The organism is Telluria sp. ZT3P26, from assembly GCF_059686035.1.
Map to the genome: position 1 here is coordinate 70,224 of NZ_JCASII010000001.1, position 19,002 is coordinate 89,225.

Genomic DNA, 19,002 nt, shown 5'->3' on the forward strand with positions numbered 1-19,002 from the left:
TTACAGCATCTCGTTGATGATGGCGACGATCGCGTCGCCGTACGACACGAGCTTTTTCTCGCCCACGCCGGTTACGCCGCGCAGCTGGTCGATCGAGGTCGGCTTGACCTTGGCGATCTCGCGCAGCGTCGCATCCTGGAACACGACATACGCTGGCACGCCGTGCTCGCGCGCGGTGCCCATGCGCCATGAACGCAGGCGCTCGAAGATGCCTTGCTCGGAGCGCGACAGTTCCACTTCCTCGAATGTCGAGCGCGACGTGGAAGGGCGCTTGGCCTTGACGGGTTTCTGGTACTGGCGCAGCTGCACCGTTTGCTCGCCCTTGAGCACCGGCCGCGCGGCGTCGGTGAGCTTGAGCGAACTGAACGCATCGTGGTCGACCGTGACGAGGCCCAGCGCAATGGCCTGGCGCAGGATGGCGCGCCACTCCTGTTCGCTGCGGTCGGCGCCCACGCCATACACGGTGAGCTTGTCGTGGTGCCACTGGGTGATGCGCTCGGTGGTCGCGCCGCGCAGGACGTCGATCACGTGGCCGCCCGCAAAGCGCTGGTCGACCCGGTAGATGGTCGAGAGCAGTTTTTGGACCGGCACCGAGCCGTCGAAGCTCACCGGCGGGATCAGGCAGGTGTCGCAGTTGCCGCAGGGGCCGGAGCGTTCGCCGAAGTAGTCGAGCAGGCGCATGCGGCGGCACGACAGGGTTTCGCACAGGCCCAGCATGGCGTCGAGCTTCATCGACAGCACGCGCTTGAACGTTTCGTCGGCCTCGGATTCGTCGATCATCCGGCGCTGCAGCACCACGTCCTGCAGGCCGTAGGCCATCCAGGCGCTGGCGGGGCCACCGTCACGGCCGGCGCGGCCGGTTTCCTGGTAATAGCCCTCGATGCTCTTGGGCAGATCGAGGTGGCACACGAAGCGCACATCGGGTTTGTCGATGCCCATGCCGAAGGCGATGGTTGCGACCATGACGATGTTTTCTTCGCGCAGGAAGCGCGCCTGGTTCTTGGCGCGCACCGCGTATTCCATGCCGGCGTGGTAGGCCATGGCGCGGATGCCGTTTTCGTTGAGGAAGTCGGCGGTTTCTTCGACCTTCTTGCGCGACAGGCAGTAGACGATGCCCGAATCGCCCGAGTGCTCGCCCGCGATGAAGTCGAGCAGCTGCTTGCGGCCGTTGGCTTTCTCGACGATCGAGTAGCGGATATTCGGGCGGTCGAATGACGAGACGAACTGGCGCGCTTCACCCAGTTGCAGGCGCAGCGCAATTTCGGCGCGCGTCTGCTGGTCGGCGGTTGCGGTGAGCGCAATGCGCGGCACGTTCGGGAAGCGCTCGTGCAGGATCGACAGGCGGATGTACTCGGGGCGGAAATCGTGGCCCCATTGCGAGACGCAGTGCGCTTCGTCGATCGCGAACAGCGAGATCTTCGATGCATCGAACAGCTCGAGGCAGCGCTGCGTCATCAGGCGCTCGGGCGCCACGTAGACCAGGTCGATTTCGCCGGTGCGCACGAGGCGCTCGATGCGCATCGCTTCTTCGAATGTCTGGGTCGAATTGAGGAACGCGGCGCGTACGCCGACTTCTTCGAGCGCGTCCACTTGGTCTTGCATCAGTGCGATCAGCGGCGAGATGACCACGCCGACGCCGTCGCGCAGCAGCGCGGGAATCTGGTAGCACAGCGACTTGCCGCCGCCGGTGGGCATCAGGACCAGCGCGTCGCCGCCACTGGCCACGTGCTCGACGATCTCGCCCTGCTGGCCGCGGAAGGCGGGGTAGCCGAAGACGGTCTCGAGCACGTGAAGCGCACGCGCGCTGAGGTCGGCGCCAGGTTCGGCGCCGGTGTCTGAATTCATACGTTCAATGTCGGACAGAGTGTTCAAGCTGTGTGTTGGACCGGCTGATGCTGCAGGTTTAGTCCGCCCAGGTAAGCAGGTCGAATTGGGCGGTCACGAGGATCAGGATACCGAATACGATACGGTACCAGGCGAAGATCGTGAAGTCGTGCGTGCTGATGTAGCGCAGGAGCCAGCGCACGCACAGGAATGCGGAAATAAACGCTGAGAAAAAGCCCAGGCTAAACAGCGGCACATCGGCCATCGACAGCAGGTCGCGCTCCTTGGCGATCGAGTAGACCGTGGCACCCAGCATCGTCGGCATGGCCAGGAAGAACGAGAACTCGGTGGCCGCCTTGCGTGACAGGCCGAACAGCATGCCGCCAATGATCGTCGAGCCCGAACGGCTGGTGCCCGGGATCAGCGCGAAGGCTTGCGCGAAGCCGACCTTGAGCGCATCGAGCATGCTCATGTCGTCGACCGTTTCGACCCGCGCGGGCTTGGGGTTCTGACGGTTGCGGTGCTCGACCCACAGGATGACGATACCGCCGAGCACCAGCGCAACGGCCACGGGAATCGGGTGGAACAGCACTTCGGTGATGGCCGCGCTGAACAGCACGCCGGCAATCGCGGCAGGGAAGAATGCGATCACGACATTGCGTGCAAAACGCTGCTGGACGGGATCACCGCCCAGACCGCCGAACACCTTGGCGATGCGCGCGCGGTATTCCCAGACCACGGCCAGCATGGCGCCGGCCTGGATGACAATCTTGAAAACGGTCGCCTTGGTGCCGGTGAAATCGAGCAGGCTGCCCATCAGGATCAGGTGGCCGGTCGATGAAATCGGAAGGAATTCAGTGAAACCCTCGACCAGGCCCATGATGATTGCCTTAATGGCGAGAACGATATCCATGGTGTTTTTGTGCTGTGGAAGTGAACTGTGGGAGGTACATGCGAGGGGGCAAAGCTTACCATGAGCGGGACGGCTGCCGTTGGGCTAACTGAACCGTACTGCGCTTGGGGGCTTCCTCCGGCATGTCGCGCTGGATGGTATCGGGTGCCGTTTTAATCTCGCTGTAAAGATGTGTCATGGGTAAAAACGCGTGCTACACTCGACCCATGAGTCTTTTTCTTGTCCTCATTCTTGCTGCGCTGGCCTGGGTAGCATTTCATGATTGGCAGCTGCCCAATGCCTTGCGCTACCGTCCTTTCCAGGGCCGGGCGTGGCGCAGTTCTTTCCCTTCCGCATCGCGCAAGGACATCCGCGATTTCCTCGCCGTATTCGGCTCGGCCTGCGCCTTTGGCGATTGCGACCGCCTGCATCTGCGTCCCGATGACCCCGTCCTCAATGTCGTGCGCGCCGCCAAGCCGTCGCGCTGGATGCCCGACGCCACCGACATCGAACCCCTGGCACGCGCACTGCGCGAACGCTACGGCGTCCTGCTCGGTGATATCTGGCACGACGGCCTGACCCTGGGCGGGCTGTTCCAGCGCGTGCAACAGGCGCGCGGCAAGCCGGCGGTTTAAGTCACTGCGTCGGGCGCCTGATCTGGCGCCGTCAGCCGCTCCAGCTCACCCAGCCAGAACATCGCCTGCGCGCGGGTATCGCCACACATCTCGTGCGACGGTTGCAGCCCGCCGCAAAACGCCGGCCGCTCGGGTTGCCCGAAAATGCGGCAGCGTTGATCGTCGCCCAATTGCACGCAACGAACGCCTGCCGGCTTGCCATCGGGCATGCCGGGAATCGGGCTGGTGATCGACGGGGCAGTGCAGCAGGCACCGCATTGCGGCCGGCATGTGAAGGGGGCGGAAGTGGACAGCATGGCGTTCAACAAGTGGCAGAGCGCAAGTATACATCGGACCCTGCCACAGGGATGACATGATGTATTGTCTGCTTTTTGTGCAATTCATATCAAATAGTTTCGGATGCACAACGGTCGCTTGACGGCAGCAACATCACGGGTCTATATTGGTTGTTCCTTAGATAATTTTCTGGGTGGGTAAATGGACTGCCAAACAGACGGTAAGCCACGCTGGGAACGTCGCAAGGAAGCACGTCCGCAGGAGTTGCTTTCGGCTGCGGTCGAGTTGTTTGTCGAGCGGGGTTTTGCCTCGACCCGCCTTGAGGACGTGGCCAAGCGCGCAGGCGTTTCCAAAGGCACCTTGTATCTGTATTACACCAACAAGGAAGACCTGTTCAAGGCCGTGGTGCGCCAGAGTATCGTTCCGATGCTGGGCCAGGCCGAAATCTCGGTGGCCGAATTCGAAGGCCACAGCGCCGATCTGCTGCGCAGCGTGATCCTGTCGTGGTGGCACAGCGTGGGCGCGACCAAGGCTTCCGGCATCAGCAAGCTGATTTTTGCAGAAGCCGATAACTTCCCCGAGCTGGCGCGCTTTTACCAGACCGAAGTGATGAGCCGCGGCATGCGCATGATCTCCAGCATGCTCGAGCGCGGCGTGCAGCGCGGCGAGTTTCGCGCCATCGATATCCCCCAGACCACCCAGGTCCTGATCGCGCCAATGCTGATGCTGTCCACCTGGAAGCACACCATCGCCCCGTGCGAGCGCTGCGACCTGCATCCCGAAGCCTTCCTCGACGCCTTCCTCGATATCACCCTCAACGGCCTCGTGCCGGCTGGCCACGCGGCCCACTGAACGCCCGTTCACGCCAGAACCGGTTTTCTGGCGTTCATCCCCTCCAAACTGCAGACTGTCGCAATTTTCCTCTGGGGAAGGCGTGCGTCGATAAGATGTGCCTCGAGATGCCTATTCAGGTAGGTTCCAGCACCGTTCACGGATTAGAATATCGGATTGTTTATTTTTCCACCGAGAACTGAAATGAATATCGAACAAGCCCGCTTCAATATGATCGAACAGCAGATCCGTCCTTGGAATGTGCTGGACCAGGACATCCTCGACCTGCTGCACGTGGTCAAGCGTGAACAATTCGTGCCACAGGCGTATCAGAACCTGGCGTTTGCCGACACCGAAATCCCGCTGCCGGGCGGCGAAGCCATGCTCAACCCGAAGGTTGAAGCGCGCATGGCCCAAGAGGCTGGCGTCAAGCAGGGCGACAACGTGCTGCAGATCGGCACCGGTTCGGGCTATCTGGCAGCGCTGCTGGCGAGCAAGGCGCGTCACGTGACGAGCGTTGAAATCCTGCCGGAAACCGCCGCCCAGGCCAAGCAGAACCTCGACGCTGCCGGCATCACCAATGTCGCGGTCGAAGTGGGCAATGGCGCGCAGGGCTGGGCCACCGGCACCGACTACGACGTGATCGTGGTCTCGGGCGCGCTGCCGCTGCTGCCAGAGTCGCTGATCAGGCAACTGAAAATCGGTGGCCGCATGATCGCGATCGTCGGTGCTGCGCCGGCCATGACGTGCCAGCTGATCACCCGCACCTCGGCCACGGCGCATGAAGCGGTCACGGTGTTCGAAACCGTCGCGAAGCCGCTGACGGGCGCATCGAAGCCGTCCGGTTTCACGTTCTGAGGACGCCGTAATGCAACAGATTACTGCTCCCGAACTGGCCGCCGTGCTGGCCGATCCGGCGCGCGAGCAGCCGCTGCTGCTCGACGTGCGTGAAAACTGGGAATTCGAGACGTGCCGGATTGCCGGCTCGACCCAGATTCCGATGAACCTGATTCCGGTGCGCGTGACCGAGATCGCCGACGACCGCGAGGTCGTCTGCATCTGCCACCACGGGGCGCGCAGCATGCAGGTTGCTGCCTTCCTCGAGCGCAACGGTTTTGACAATGTAACCAACTTGACGGGCGGGATACACGCCTGGGCTTTGCAAGTCGATCCGTCGATGCCGACGTATTGACCTGATTCCAAAACTTGATGACCCCTGTGGAGATAGCAATGCAGAAACCCCTTATCGCCGTGCTGCTTGCGAGCGCGTGCTTCTCGCTCAACGCCGGTGCTGCCGACCTGATCCAGGTGTATCAGCAGGCACTGGCCAATGACGCGACGTATGCGAGTGCGCGTGCTTCGCTGACGGCGAGCCGCGAGCGCATCATCCAGGGGCGTGCAGGCTTGCTCCCGACCGTGGGCATCAGCGGTGGGATCAGCAAGAACGACAATGACTTCGATCCATGGAACGTTGGTCAGCTCGGCACCTTGCCGAATGGCCAGCCGGGCACCATCAACAGCAGCGGCTCGAACCTGCGCACCAACGAATACACGCTGGCGCTGCAGCAGCCGCTGTATCGCTGGGATCGCTGGGAAACCTACCAGCAAAGCAAGCTGCAACAAGCGATTGGCGAAGCCCAGTTTGCCCAGGCCCAGCAAGACCTGATCACGCGCGTGGCGCAGGCTTACTTCGACGTGCTGGCAGCGCAGGACAAGCTGGAATCGACCCGCGCCCAGAAGGAGGCGACCACCGAGCAACTGGCATCGGCCAAGCGCAATTTTGAAGTTGGCACCCAGACCATCACCGATACGCACGAGGCGCAAGCCGCATACGACCTGGTGCTGGCGCAGGAATTCGCCGCCGTGAATGACCTGGACAACAAGCGCAATGCGCTGCAGGCCATCATCGGTACCGCGCCGGGCAACCTGGCGGCGCTCAAGCCGGGCACCACGCTGGCCGTGCCGCAGCCGGCCACGGTCGACCCGTGGGTGTCGTCGGCCGAGAACCAGAACTATGGCGTGACGGTCAGCCAGCTTCAGGTGGAAATCGCCACGCGCGACATCTCGCGCAACCGCGCCGGTCACATGCCGACGCTCGACCTCGTGGCCAGCTCGACGCGCCGCGACGTCAACGGCCGCACCGGCAGCTCGGGCGAAACCAAGAACAATGCGATCGGCCTGCAGTGGAGCGTGCCGATCTTCAGCGGTTACGCCGTCACCAGCCGCGTGCGCGAATCGATCGCGCTGGAAGACCGCGCCCGCAACGAGCTGGAAGCAACGCGCCGCAATGCAGCGCTGCAGGCGCGCCAGTCGTTCCTGGGTGTGAACAGCGGCCTGGCGCAGGTCAAGGCACTGGAAGCGGCGGAAGTGTCGAGCCAGTCGGCGCTCGAATCGAACAAGCTCGGCTATCAGGTCGGCGTGCGCATCAATATCGACGTGCTCAATGCGCAGCGCCAGCTGTACCAGACCCGCACCGACCTGTCACGTGCGCGCTATGACGTGATCGTCAATGGCTTGCGTCTGAAAGCGGCGGCAGGTTCGCTGCGCGAGACCGACCTGACGCCGGTGAACAGTTTGCTGGCTGAGTAATTTTTCTGCTGCATCATGCAAACCCGGTCGACCAATGTCATTGGCGACCGGGTTTTTTGTTTTACAGCGCCCGCGCTTTGCGCCACTGAATCAGTTCAGCAATCGTCAGGATCGGAAAATCGCGCTCCTGCGCGAACTGCTCGATCTGCTCTCCGCGCATCATCGTGCCGTCAGGATTCATCAATTCGCACAGCACGGCTGCCGGCTGCAGCCCGGCCAGCCGGGCCAGGTCAACCGAACCTTCGGTGTGCCCGGCGCGGGCCAGCACGCCGCCTGGCGTGGCGCGCAGTGGGAACACGTGGCCCGGACGCACGACGTCGTCCGGCCGGGCGTCGTGCGCGATGGCGGCCCGGATGGTGGTCACGCGGTCGGCCGCCGAGACGCCGGTGGTCACGCCATGGCGCGCCTCGATCGAGACCGTGAACGGCGTGCCGAAGCGGCTGCCGTTGTCCGGCGCCATCGGCGGCAGTTCGAGCGCGCGTACCTTGTCATCAGGCAGGCACAGGCAGACGATGCCGCTGCATTCGCGGATCATCAGGGCCATGGTGTCATTGTTGATGTGTTCGGCCGCGACGATCAGGTCGGCCTCGTTCTCGCGGTCGAAATCGTCGAGCAGGATGACCGGAATGCCGGCGCGCATGGCGTCCAGCGCCGCGGCGATGCGGCCTTCCAAGTCGTGACTGAACAGGGTATGGGTAGAAACCAGCATGTGAAACGCTCCTCGCAAAGTGGGCGAAAAACGCATCAGGGCAAAGCGCAGCCTCACGCCAGTCCTCGCCCACGCAAGGCAGGGCAGGCCGGGCGCGTGAACGCGCACATCTTCTTTCATCCGGACTATACCGTCGGCTCTGGCATCGCACCAGATCTGCTGACCCTGCTTGGCATGATGCCGGGCAGGCGCTCGCGGGCTCGACCGTTGCCGGTCATACCGCCGGTGGGGAATTGCACCCCGCCCCGAAGACGTAATGTTGTAGATGCCTGCAGGATGCAGGCGCGGCGATTGTAGCAGCGCCGCGCGATCCCTGCCGGCGGCAGGCTTACTTGCTCAGGCCGCCGCCGCTGGCGTTGTCGGCGCGTTCGATCAGCTCGACCTTGTAGCCATCCGGATCGGTAATGAAGGCGATCACGGTGCTGCCGCCCTTGACCGGGCCCGGCTCGCGCGAGATGTTGCCGCCGGCTGCGCGTACCTGGTCGCACGTGGCGTAGATGTCAGCGGTGGAGATGGCGATGTGGCCGTAGGCCGTGCCCATGTCGTAGCTGTCGGTGCCCCAGTTATAGGTCAGCTCGAGTTCGGCGTGATCGGGATTGCTGCCGTAGCCAAGGAAGGCCAGGCTGTATTTGTACTCGGCGTTCTCGCTCGTGCGCAGCAGTTTCATGCCCAGCACGGTGGTGTAGAAGTCGATGGAGCGTTGCAGGTCGCCGACCCTCAACATGGTATGCAGGATGCGCATCGTGTGTGCCTTATGTGGTTCGGAAAGACCGTCATTTTATGCCTTTGACGTTTTCCTTGCCGGACAGGGCCCGATGCGCATCCAGTCCCGCTATCAGCTCTCGAGCTTGGCGTCGAGCGTGATGGTGGCGTTCAGCAGCTTCGACACCGGGCAGTTTTCCTTGGCCGTGGTGGCTGCCTTGTCAAAGGCTTCCTGGGACGCGCCCGGGATTTTCGCGCGCAGTTCCAGGTGGATCGCCGTGATCGAGAAGCCGCCTTCGACTTTTTCCATCGACACGGTGGCCTTAGTGCGCAGTTCGTCGGCGGTCAGGCCGGCCTGGCCGAGCTGGCCCGACAGTGCCATCGTGAAGCAGCCTGCGTGCGCTGCGCCGATCAGTTCTTCGGGGTTGGTGCCTGGTGCATCTTCAAAGCGGGTGTTGAAGCCATATGGCTGGTCCTTCAGTGCGCCGCTACCGGTCGAAACCTGGCCCTTGCCATCCTTGATGCCACCACTCCATACGGCGCTGCCGTCGCGTTTGATCGTCATGTTATTTCCTTTCGTTGGTGTTGTCAGAATCGTCGTCTTCGCTTGCCTCGGGCGCTGGTTCGGCCTCGTGGTCACGCATGTCGCGGTGGCGGTCCGGCAGCGGGGTGGCCTGGCCACTTGCGCCGGGCGCCGCATCGACAGCCGCCGAGATGCCGGGCGTGCCGCGTGCTTCGGTATCGATCAGGCCTTGCTCGAGGTCGCTCGCTGCCTGCTTCATGATGCCGCGCGGCTCGGTGTCCTGGCCGTCGGGCGTTTCATCGCGTTCGTGTGGCTGGCGTTTGACGCCATCGTTGCCCATCGGTTCGTCCGTATTCACGGCGCGGTCTTTTGCGTTGGTCGCCATCGCGATCTCCTTTTGTATTTTAGTCATCCTCATCCTAACTGCCTGCGCCCGAAACGGTCGCTCAATTGAACTTTGTAAATATGATGCTTTTTTGCAATTACTTGGCTAAGATAGGATTCTGAACGTCTTTTCGGAAGATGCACCGTGACGCCTGACACCCTGCCGCAGCACGCCACGGCGGTCTGCAAGAACTGCAGTGCCGCCACGAGCGGCCACTATTGCCACCAGTGTGGCCAGGCCACGCACCTGCATGTGCCCAGTGCGCGCGAGTTCCTGCACGAATTCATTGCGCATTACGTGGCGCTCGAAGGCGCGCTGTGGAAGTCGCTTGGCGGGCTGATTTTCAAGCCGGGCTTTCTCACCTGCGAATACATCGAAGGCCGGCGCGCGCGCTACCTGCAGCCGCTGCGCCTGTATCTGACGTTCAGCATCATCTTTTTTGCACTGTTCAAGTTCAGCGGTATGGAAGTGATCAATCTGGGCGAAGAGATACCGCCTTCGGCCATCGTCCTGTCGGGTGACAAAAAAGAAGCCGCTGAGCCTGCCACTGAATTCAAGCGCGCCGTCGCGCCCCTCGTGACGGGCGCCGGCTCCTTCAACGCAACCCTGGGCCAGAAAGTCCAGCACTTCCTCGACCTGCCGCGACGCGACCAGGAAGTGGCGCTGAAAGGGGCATTCTTCAGCTATACGCCGTATGCGGTATTCGCGCTGATGCCGGTGTTCGCCTTTTACCTGCGCATCCTGTACGTGCGCACGGGGCGGCGCTATGGCGAGCATTTCCTGTTCGCGCTGCACACGAATGCGTTTGCCTTCCTGATGTTCAGCGTGCTGCTGACGCTGCCGCCGATGCTGGATTTTCTTGAGCTGCCGCTGTCGCTGTGGCTGCTGCTGTATCTGCCGCTGGCGATGCACAGGGTGTATGGCGGCGCGCGCCTGGCCACGGGCCTGCGCTGGATCGTGCTGAGCCTGCTTCATGTGCTGAGCCTGGTTCTGGCGGTTGTGGTCGCCATGGGGGCGGCACTGGTGGCCTGAACTTGCGGCAAACGGGCGGCGCCCGGTATACTGTGCATCTGTACAGTGTTTGCCGAGCGCTGTTATGGCAGCCGCAGGAATTATCGGTTAATCTCCAGCGTGTTGTTAACCTACTACTGCCGAGATCGCTATGCCCGCATCACCCCAACCGCAACAGATCATCGCGCTCGTGGTGCGGCATAACACGCCAGGCGTCGAAGAGCCGGTCAGCCGCATCCGCGATTTCCTGGCCGGGGCCGGCTACCGCGTCGTGTTCGAGGCCGACACCGCCGCCAATCTTGCGCTCGACAACCTCGAATCGATGACCGTGGCCGAGATCGGCGTCCAGGCGCAGATCGGCATCGTCGTCGGCGGCGACGGCACCATGCTCGGCATCGCGCGCCAGCTGGCCGAATACGATATTGCCCTCATCGGCATCAACCTGGGGCGCCTGGGCTTCATCACCGATATCGCGCTGGACGACATGCTGCCGCAGCTGAGCAACATCCTGCAGGGCCGCGCGCGGCGCGAAGAGCGCACGCTGCTCGAGGCGCGCGTCATGCGCGATGGCGTGCTGATCTTTTCCAGCGTGGCCGTCAACGACGTGGTCGTGGCGCGCGGCACCGGTGCCGGCATGGTCGAACTCAAACTGAGCGTCGACGGTCAATTCATGTACAACCAGCGCTCGGATGGCCTGATCGTTTCCACGCCCACCGGCTCGACGGCGTACGCGCTGTCGGCCGGCGGGCCATTGCTGCATCCGAGCCTGGGCGGCACAGTGCTGGTGCCGATCGCGCCGCATGCGCTGTCGAACCGGCCGATCGTGGTGCCCGACACGAGCGAGATCGTCGTCGAACTGGTCAGCGGGCGCGACATCAGCGTCAACTTCGACATGCAGACCTTCACCAGCCTGCAGCTGGGCGACCAGATCGTGATCTCGCGCTCGCCGCACACGATCACGTTCCTGCATCCGCTCGACTGGAGCTATTACCACACGCTGCGCCAGAAACTGCACTGGAACGAGTACCCCACCAACGACGGCAGGCTCAAGTAAGCTATCCATCGCAGCCGCCCGCATTCGCTACAGAGTCGTCAAAGAATCGCCCTAACCGCCGGAGACCCGATTTTTCATGCTGCGCACACTTACCATCCGCGACTTCGTCATCGTCGACGCCATCGAACTGGAATTCTCGAACGGCTTCTCGGTGTTCACCGGCGAAACCGGCGCCGGCAAGTCGATCCTGATCGATGCGCTGCAGCTGGCGCTGGGCGGCCGCGGCGACGCCAGCATGGTGCGCGAAGGCGCTGCCAAAGCCGACATCACTGCGGATTTCGCACCGACCGAGGTGGCGCGTGTCTGGCTGGCCGAGCATGACTTCAGCGCCGACGAGGGCGGGGCGCTGCTGCGTCGCGTGATCGACAACGCCGGCCGCTCCAAGGGCTACATCAACGGCGTCGCGGCCACCGCGGCGCAACTGCGCGAGCTGGGCGACCTGCTGGTCGACATCCATGGCCAGCACGCGCACCAGAGCCTGCTCAAGCCCGACGCCCAGCGCGCGCTGCTCGACAACCAGATCGGCGTGCGCGATCCGGCCGCGCGCATCGAGGCGCAGGAAGTCTCGCAAGCCTGGCGCACCTGGCGCGCGCTGGTGCGCCAGCGCGAAGAATACGAAGCCGATGCCAAGAACGTGCTGATCGAGCGCGAGCGCCTCGAGTGGCAAGTGGCCGAGCTCGACAAGCTGGCACCGAAGGCCGGCGAGTGGCTCGACATCGGCAACGAGCACAGCCGCCTGTCGCACGCCGCGACGCTGCTCGAAGGCGCGCAGGAAGCGCTGGCCGCGATCTCCGAATCCGACCACCCAATCCTGTCGCAACTGTCGACCCTGAACGCCAAGCTGGGCAAGCTGGTCGACGTCGATACGCAGCTGCAGTCGGTGCTCGACTGCATGGAGCCGGCGCGCATCCAGCTGCAAGAAGCGGTGTCCGAACTGAACACGTATATCGACAAGGTCGAGCTCGACCCGGCGCGCCTGCGCGAAGTCGATGCGCGCATGGAAGCGCTGCACACGGCGGCGCGCAAGTACCGCGTCACGCCCGAAGAACTGCCGGACGAACACGCGCTGCTGGCCACCAAGCTGCGCCAGCTGGCCGACGCCACCGACATCGACGGCCTGCGCAAGCAGGAAGAAAAAGCTGAAGCGGCGTACATGGATGTGGCCGGGCGCCTGTCAGTGCGGCGCGCGGCTGCGGCGCACGAGCTGGGCACGCAGGTGACGGCGGCAATGCAGGAGCTGAGCATGAGCGGCGGCAGCTTTGCCATCGGCCTGAACCGCGGCGAGCCGGGCGCGCATGGCCTGGAGCAGATCGAATTCCTGGTGGCCGGTCACGCTGGCGTCGTGCCGCGCGCACTGGCCAAGGTCGCATCGGGCGGCGAGCTGGCGCGCATCTCGCTGGCGATCTCGGTCATCACGTCGAATGCGACGACGGTGCCGACGCTGATTTTTGACGAAGTCGACACCGGCATCGGCGGCGGCGTGGCCGAGGTGGTGGGGCGCCTGCTCAAGCGCCTGGGGCAGCAACGCCAGGTGCTGTGCGTGACGCACTTGCCGCAGGTGGCCAGCCAGGCGAACCAGCACTTCCAGGTGGCCAAGGGCACGACCGACGCCGGCCGCACGGTCTCGCGCATTGACGTGCTCGACAAGCGCGCGCGGGTCGAGGAAGTGGCGCGCATGCTGGGCGGAATCGAGATCACCGAGACCACGCGCAAGCATGCGAGGGAGTTGCTGGCATCGTGATGGTTTGCATATTGTGGGCCCATGCCATTTTTGTGGCACAGTAAGCACCCCATCAACCACTCCGGAAGGAACTCGCATGAGCATCGAAAAAGTCCTGTATCGCGCACAAGCCACGTCGCAAGGCGGCCGTGAAGGCACGTCGAAAAGTTCGGACGGCGTCCTGGACGTGACGCTGTCCACGCCAAAGGAACTGGGCGGCGGTGGCGGCGCGGGCACCAATCCCGAGCAGCTGTTCGCGGCCGGTTACTCGGCCTGCTTCCTGGGCGCGCTGAAATTCGTCGCGGGCCAGGCCAAGGTCACGCTGCCGGCCGACCTGACCATCACCGGCGACGTCGGCATCGGCCAGATCCCGACCGGCTTCGGCATCGAAGTCGACCTGAGCATCAAGGGCCCGGGCATGGACCAGGCCCAGCTGCAAGAGCTGGTGGACAAGGCCCACATCGTGTGCCCGTACTCGAATGCCACCCGCAACAATATCGACGTGCGCCTGCACGTGAGCACCTGATCTCGAGCTAGCGCAGCCGGTCCGTGGTTCGAACACCACGGACCGGCAACACAAAGCGCGCTGACCCGCTGTTGGGTCCTGCGGGCAGGACATGCCAGACTTATAATGGCCAGATCCTGTCTTCACTACGCCCCCATGTCATTTCGCCCTGAACCGCCTTACACCCACGGTACCATCCCGCGCAGCGCGGTCCTGCTGGTCAACCTCGGCACGCCTGACGAGCCCACGCGCGGCAAGGTGCGCAGCTACCTGAAGCAGTTCCTGTCCGACCCGCGCGTGGTCGAAGTGCCGCGCCTGATCTGGTGGTGCATCCTGCACCCGATCATCCTGCCGTTCCGCTCCGGCCAGTCGGCCGCGAAATACCGCACGATCTGGACCCGCGACGGTTCACCCCTGCGCGTGAACACGGCCCTGCAAGCCACGCGCCTGCAAGCGATGCTGACCGAGCGTGGCCACGAAGACGTGAGCGTGGCGATGGCGATGCGTTATGGCTCGCCCTCGATGCCCGAGGTGCTCGATCGCCTGAAAGAGGAGGGCGTCGACCGCATCGTCGTGCTGCCCGCCTACCCGCAATATTCCGGCACCACCACCGCCTCGATCTGGGATGCCGTGTTCCAGCACTACGCGAAGGTGCGCAACATCCCCGAGCTGCGCCTGGTGAAGCATTACCACGACCACGAAGGCTATATCAATGCGCTGCGCGACAACGTGCTGGCGCACTGGGACAACCATGGCCGCGGCCAGAAGCTGGTGATGAGCTTCCATGGCGTGCCAAAGCGCACCCTGCTGCTGGGCGACCAGTACCACTGCGAGTGCTATAAAACCGCGCGCCTGCTGGCCACCGCGCTCGACCTGTCGCAGGACGAGTACATGGTCACGTTCCAGTCGCGCTTCGGCAAGGCCGAGTGGCTGCAGCCGTACACCGCGCCGACCGTCGCGCAACTGGCGCGCGATGGCCTCGAGCGCATCGACATGATCTGTCCGGGCTTTACCAGCGACTGCCTGGAAACGCTGGAAGAGATTTCGATGGAAGTGCGCCACGATTTCGAAGCGGCCGGCGGCAAGGAGTTCCATTACATCCCGTGCCTGAACGCGTCGCCCGCCTGGATTCGTGGCCTGGCCGAAATCGCCGAGCAGCACCTGATCGGCTGGCCGACCATCCTCACGCCGGCCCAGCGCGAAGCGCGCCGCATCGATGCCGAACGTGGCGCCGCGCGCGCCAAGAGTCTCGGCGCCCCCAACTAGAACAAACCCCGCACCAGCCCCATTCTGGGCTTGCCTGTTGACAACCTGCTAAAATAGCGGGTTGTTGGCGCTGGATGGCCGCGTTTGCCCGAATTCCCTATGGCTTTCCTGCAATTCCCCTTGAAATTGTAGGAGATCGCCCCATCTGGTGCGCTGTGTATCAATCAGGATACGTTTTTAAATCAGCCAAGTCCTTGATTCCAGGAGTTTATTCCGATGCAAGACCAAGAAAACAAAGAGATGAGCAACGAGCAGGATGTACAGGCGCCTGGCGCTGACATCAATGATGGTGCTACCGCTGGCGCCGCTGCGCAGGCAGGTACGCCGGGCCTCGAAGAACAACTGAGCGCCACCGAAGCCAAGCTGGCCGAAATGCACGATGCCTTCATGCGCGCCAAGGCCGACGCGGAAAACATCCGCCGCCGCGCCCAGGAAGACGTCAGCAAGGCCCACAAATTTGCCATCGAAAGCTTCGCCGAGGCCATGGTGCCGGTGCGCGACAGCCTGGAGATGGCACTGAAGGTCGAAGCGCCGACGGTCGAATCGATCAAGGAAGGCGTCGAGATGACGCTCAAGCAGCTCACCAGCGCATTCGAAAAGAACCGCCTGGTCGAGGTGCTGCCGCAAGTGGGCGACAAGCTCGATCCGAACAAGCACCAGGCCGTTGCCGTGGTGCCGGCGGAGCAGGAAGCCAACACCGTGGTCACCGTGCTGCAAAAGGGTTACATGATCGCCGACCGCCTGCTGCGTCCGGCCATCGTCACGGCAGCAGCACCAAAATAAGAATCGCCGCGTGCCGCGTAATGCTCTTGAAAGCACGCCGTTTTTCCCAATATTGAATCCATCAGAAACTCAGCATATAAAAAGGAATACATCATGGGCAGAATTATCGGTATCGACCTTGGCACCACGAACTCGTGCGTGGCCATCATGGAAAACGGTCAGCCAAAAGTGATCGAGAACGCCGAAGGCGCGCGTACCACGCCATCGATCATCGCTTACCAGGAAGACGGCGAGATCCTCGTCGGCGCGCCGGCCAAGCGCCAGGCCGTGACCAACCCGAAGAACACGCTGTTCGCGGTCAAGCGTCTCATCGGCCGCAAGTTCGATGAAAAAGAAGTGCAAAAAGACATCTCGCTGATGCCATATGCCATCGTCAAGGCCGACAACGGCGACGCATGGGTTGGCGTGCGCGACAAGAAACTGGCTGCCCAGCAGATCTCTGCTGAAGTGCTGCGCAAGATGAAGAAGACCGCCGAGGATTACCTGGGCGAAGAAGTCACCGAAGCGGTCATCACCGTGCCGGCGTACTTCAACGACTCGCAGCGCCAGGCAACCAAGGATGCCGGCCGTATCGCGGGCCTGGACGTCAAGCGCATCATCAACGAGCCGACCGCTGCCGCACTGGCATTCGGCCTGGACAAGACCGACAAGGGCGACCGCAAGATCGCCGTGTATGACCTGGGCGGCGGCACGTTCGACGTCTCGATCATCGAAATCGCTGACGTCGATGGCGAAAAGCAGTTCGAAGTGCTGTCGACCAACGGCGACACGTTCCTGGGCGGCGAAGACTTCGACCAGCGCATCATCGATTACATCATCGACGAGTTCAAGAAGATCAACGGCCTCGACCTGTCGAAAGACGCGATCGCCCTGCAGCGCATCAAGGCTTCGGCCGAGCGCGCAAAGATCGAACTGTCGTCGTCGCAGCAGACCGAAATCAACGAGCCGTACATCGCCATGGCGAACGGCGCGCCGGTCCACCTGAACCTGAAGATGACCCGTGCCAAGCTCGAGTCGCTGGTGGAAGAGCTGATCATCAAGACGATCGAGCCATGCCGCATGGCCATCAAGGATGCCGGCGTCAAGGTCTCGGACATCGACGACATCATCCTGGTCGGTGGTATGACCCGTATGCCGAAGGTGCAGGAGAAGGTCAAGGAGTTCTTCGGCAAGGAAGCACGCAAGGACGTCAACCCGGATGAAGCCGTCGCTGTCGGCGCTGCGATCCAGGGTTCGGTCCTGTCGGGCGAGCGCAAGGATCTGCTGCTGCTGGACGTGACGCCACTGTCGCTGGGTATCGAAACCCTGGGCGGCGTGATGACCAAGATGATTCACAAGAACACCACGATCCCGACCAAGTTCTCGCAGGTGTTCTCGACTGCCGACGACAACCAGCCGGCCGTGACCATCAAGGTGTTCCAGGGCGAGCGTGAAATCGCGGCCGGTAACAAGGGCCTGGGCGAGTTCAACCTGGAAGGCATCCCGCCAGCATCGCGTGGCACGCCACAGATCGAAGTGACCTTCGACATCGACGCCAACGGCATTCTGCACGTCGGCGCGAAAGACAAGGCCACCGGCAAAGAGAACAAGATCACCGTTAAGGCGAACTCGGGTCTGACGGAAGAAGAGATCCAGAAGATGGTCAAGGACGCCGAGCTGAACGCCGAAGAAGACAAGAAGGTCAAGGAAATGGCGGAAGCGCGCAACCAGGGCGACGCTCTGGTGCACTCGACCCGCAAATCGCTGACCGAATACGGCGACAAGCTGGAAGCCGGTGAGAAAGAGCAGATCGAAGCGGCAATCACCGACCTCGAAGGCGCGATCAAGAGCGGCGACAAGGCGGACATCGATGCCAAGACGGCAGCCCTGTCGAGCGCGTCGCAGAAGCTGGGCGAGAAGATGTACGCCGACATGCAGGCGCAGCAGGCTGGTGGTGCTGGCGCGGCCGGTGGCCCTGGCGCCGGTGCAGCCGGTGGCGAGCAGTCGGGCAAGCAGGATGACGACGTTGTCGACGCCGACTTCAAGGAAGTGAAAGACGCGAAGTAAGCGTCTCCGGCGCGAAGGCCTTGTGCCTTCGCGTACAGGCCGAGCCGACACCTTCCAGGTACTCGGCTCGGTTTTTTTGGTTTAAAGAATTCAGTTTTCAGATAACTTTAGGTGCCGACCATGGCGAAGCGTGATTTTTACGAGATCCTTGGGGTCGCGAAGGGTGCGTCGGAAGACGAGATCAAGAAGTCTTATCGCAAGCTTGCGATGAAGTACCACCCTGACCGCAACCCGGATAACAAGGAAGCGGAAGAGAAGTTCAAGGAGGTCAAAGAGGCCTACGAGATGCTGACCAACCCGGAGAAGCGCGAAGCGTATGACCGTTACGGTCACGCAGGCGTCGATCCGAACAGCGGCATGGGCGGCATGGGCGGCGGCGCCGGTGGTTTCGGCGATGCGTTCGGCGACATCTTCGGCGACATCTTTGGCGGTGGCCGTGGCGGGCGCAGTGCCGGTCCGCAGGTGTACCGCGGCGCCGACCTGCGCTACAACCTCGAGATCACGCTGGAACAGGCCGCTCACGGCTTCGACACGACGATCCGCGTGCCAAGCTGGGACAAGTGCGACACCTGCCACGGCAGCGGCGCCAAGCCGGGCACGCAGCCCGTCACTTGCACCACCTGCGCCGGTCATGGCCAGGTGCGCATGCAGCAGGGCTTCTTCAGCGTCCAGCAGACCTGCCCGAAATGCCATGGCAGCGGCAAGATCATCCCTGAGCCGTGCGCGGCCTGCGGTGGCGCCGGACGCATCAAGCGCAACAAGACGCTGGAAGTGAAGATCCCGGCCGGTATCGACAACGGCATGCGCATCCGCTCGTCGGGCAATGGCGAACCGGGTACCAATGGCGGGCCGGCAGGCGACCTGTATGTGGAGATCCACATCAAGCCGCACACCGTGTTCCAGCGCGAAGGCGACGACCTGCACTGCGAAATGCCGATCTCGTTCTCGAAGGCGGCCCTGGGCGGCGAAATCGAAGTGCCGACCCTCACTGGCAAGGTGTCGTTCACGGTGCCTGAAGGCACCCAGACCGGCAAGACCTTCCGCCTCAAGGGCAAGGGCATCAAGAATGTGCGTTCGGGCTACACGGGCGATCTGTTCTGCCACGTGATCGTCGAGACGCCGGTCAAGCTGACCGACAAGCAGAAGGACATGCTGCGCGAGTTCGAACGCCTGACGATCGAAGGTGGCGCCAAGCACAGCCCGCAGAGCAAGGGCTGGATGGACAAGGTCAAGGACTTCTTCGAGTAAGTC

General features: G+C 62.9%; 20 protein-coding genes and 1 riboswitch. Of the genes, 13 read left to right on the forward strand and 7 right to left on the reverse strand.

Features of this window, described 5'->3' with window-relative positions:
• On the reverse strand, positions 1-1,845 hold the full coding sequence (gene recQ, locus AC56LN_RS00345; RefSeq protein ID WP_499561150.1) for a DNA helicase RecQ: 1,845 nt from the start codon (positions 1,843-1,845) through the stop codon (positions 1-3).
• A gap of 58 nt (positions 1,846-1,903) precedes the next feature.
• Entirely contained in the window at positions 1,904-2,737 is an 834-nt protein-coding gene (locus AC56LN_RS00350) for an undecaprenyl-diphosphate phosphatase (RefSeq protein WP_499569349.1), read from the reverse strand.
• A gap of 206 nt (positions 2,738-2,943) precedes the next feature.
• Here AC56LN_RS00350 and AC56LN_RS00355 point away from each other — a divergent pair, with 206 nt between their 5' ends.
• Positions 2,944-3,351, forward strand: a complete 408-nt coding sequence (locus tag AC56LN_RS00355; protein WP_482896431.1) for a hypothetical protein — start codon at positions 2,944-2,946, stop codon at positions 3,349-3,351.
• On the opposite strand, the gene AC56LN_RS00360 is transcribed toward AC56LN_RS00355, so the two are convergent.
• Positions 3,348-3,647 carry a YkgJ family cysteine cluster protein gene (locus AC56LN_RS00360; protein ID WP_499569350.1) on the reverse strand — a complete coding sequence of 100 codons (300 nt, stop codon included), beginning with the start codon at positions 3,645-3,647 and terminating at the stop codon, positions 3,348-3,350. The genes AC56LN_RS00355 and AC56LN_RS00360 overlap by 4 nt on opposite strands.
• A gap of 181 nt (positions 3,648-3,828) precedes the next feature.
• Between AC56LN_RS00360 and AC56LN_RS00365 the strand changes: the two genes are divergently transcribed.
• The 4 genes from AC56LN_RS00365 (at position 3,829) to AC56LN_RS00380 (ending at position 7,047) form a co-directional block, all read left to right on the forward strand.
• Positions 3,829-4,479, forward strand: coding sequence for a TetR/AcrR family transcriptional regulator (locus AC56LN_RS00365; protein ID WP_499569352.1), 651 nt, complete (start codon positions 3,829-3,831; stop codon positions 4,477-4,479).
• A 183-nt stretch (positions 4,480-4,662) separates the two neighbouring features.
• Positions 4,663-5,316, forward strand: a complete 654-nt coding sequence (locus AC56LN_RS00370; protein WP_499569354.1) for a protein-L-isoaspartate O-methyltransferase family protein — start codon at positions 4,663-4,665, stop codon at positions 5,314-5,316.
• Positions 5,317-5,326: 10 nt separating this feature from the next.
• Positions 5,327-5,650, forward strand: coding sequence for a rhodanese-like domain-containing protein (locus AC56LN_RS00375; protein WP_499569356.1), 324 nt, complete (start codon positions 5,327-5,329; stop codon positions 5,648-5,650).
• 38 nt (positions 5,651-5,688) lie between these two features.
• On the forward strand, positions 5,689-7,047 hold the full coding sequence (locus AC56LN_RS00380) for a TolC family outer membrane protein (protein WP_499569357.1): 1,359 nt from the start codon (positions 5,689-5,691) through the stop codon (positions 7,045-7,047).
• Positions 7,048-7,108: 61 nt separating this feature from the next.
• Here AC56LN_RS00380 and ribB read toward each other — a convergent pair whose 3' ends face one another.
• The 4 genes from ribB to AC56LN_RS00400 all read right to left on the reverse strand — a co-directional run bounded on the left by ribB (position 7,109) and on the right by AC56LN_RS00400 (position 9,366).
• Positions 7,109-7,756: a 3,4-dihydroxy-2-butanone-4-phosphate synthase gene (gene ribB / locus AC56LN_RS00385; protein WP_499569358.1), complete on the reverse strand. Its 648-nt coding sequence runs from the start codon at positions 7,754-7,756 to the stop codon at positions 7,109-7,111.
• A gap of 104 nt (positions 7,757-7,860) precedes the next feature.
• Positions 7,861-8,013: riboswitch (FMN riboswitch) on the reverse strand.
• 71 nt (positions 8,014-8,084) lie between these two features.
• Positions 8,085-8,498 carry a lactoylglutathione lyase gene (gene gloA, locus AC56LN_RS00390; protein WP_183556075.1) on the reverse strand — a complete coding sequence of 138 codons (414 nt, stop codon included), beginning with the start codon at positions 8,496-8,498 and terminating at the stop codon, positions 8,085-8,087.
• A 93-nt stretch (positions 8,499-8,591) separates the two neighbouring features.
• Positions 8,592-9,023: an OsmC family protein gene (locus AC56LN_RS00395; RefSeq protein WP_183556076.1), complete on the reverse strand. Its 432-nt coding sequence runs from the start codon at positions 9,021-9,023 to the stop codon at positions 8,592-8,594.
• Position 9,024: 1 nt separating this feature from the next.
• The gene (locus AC56LN_RS00400; RefSeq protein ID WP_482896423.1) at positions 9,025-9,366 is read right to left on the reverse strand and encodes a hypothetical protein; all 342 of its coding nucleotides are present in this window, start codon (positions 9,364-9,366) and stop codon (positions 9,025-9,027) included.
• Positions 9,367-9,510: 144 nt separating this feature from the next.
• Between AC56LN_RS00400 and AC56LN_RS00405 the strand changes: the two genes are divergently transcribed.
• The 8 genes from AC56LN_RS00405 (at position 9,511) to dnaJ (ending at position 18,999) form a co-directional block, all read left to right on the forward strand.
• Complete coding sequence (locus AC56LN_RS00405; protein WP_499569359.1) at positions 9,511-10,398, forward strand: DUF3667 domain-containing protein; 888 nt, start codon at positions 9,511-9,513, stop codon at positions 10,396-10,398.
• Between the two features lie 130 nt (positions 10,399-10,528).
• Positions 10,529-11,431, forward strand: coding sequence for an NAD kinase (locus AC56LN_RS00410; RefSeq protein WP_499569360.1), 903 nt, complete (start codon positions 10,529-10,531; stop codon positions 11,429-11,431).
• Between the two features lie 76 nt (positions 11,432-11,507).
• Positions 11,508-13,172, forward strand: a complete 1,665-nt coding sequence (recN, locus tag AC56LN_RS00415; RefSeq protein ID WP_499569361.1) for a DNA repair protein RecN — start codon at positions 11,508-11,510, stop codon at positions 13,170-13,172.
• Positions 13,173-13,248: 76 nt separating this feature from the next.
• Complete coding sequence (locus tag AC56LN_RS00420) at positions 13,249-13,677, forward strand: organic hydroperoxide resistance protein (RefSeq protein WP_499569362.1); 429 nt, start codon at positions 13,249-13,251, stop codon at positions 13,675-13,677.
• A 135-nt stretch (positions 13,678-13,812) separates the two neighbouring features.
• Positions 13,813-14,922 carry a ferrochelatase gene (gene hemH / locus AC56LN_RS00425; RefSeq protein WP_499569363.1) on the forward strand — a complete coding sequence of 370 codons (1,110 nt, stop codon included), beginning with the start codon at positions 13,813-13,815 and terminating at the stop codon, positions 14,920-14,922.
• Positions 14,923-15,138: 216 nt separating this feature from the next.
• A complete protein-coding gene (grpE, locus tag AC56LN_RS00430; RefSeq protein WP_482896417.1) occupies positions 15,139-15,705 on the forward strand; it encodes a nucleotide exchange factor GrpE in 567 nt (188 codons plus the stop codon).
• 93 nt (positions 15,706-15,798) lie between these two features.
• Positions 15,799-17,751, forward strand: coding sequence for a molecular chaperone DnaK (dnaK, locus tag AC56LN_RS00435; RefSeq protein WP_183556084.1), 1,953 nt, complete (start codon positions 15,799-15,801; stop codon positions 17,749-17,751).
• A gap of 120 nt (positions 17,752-17,871) precedes the next feature.
• Entirely contained in the window at positions 17,872-18,999 is a 1,128-nt protein-coding gene (gene dnaJ, locus AC56LN_RS00440) for a molecular chaperone DnaJ (protein WP_332533169.1), read from the forward strand.
• Positions 19,000-19,002 lie beyond the last annotated feature (3 nt).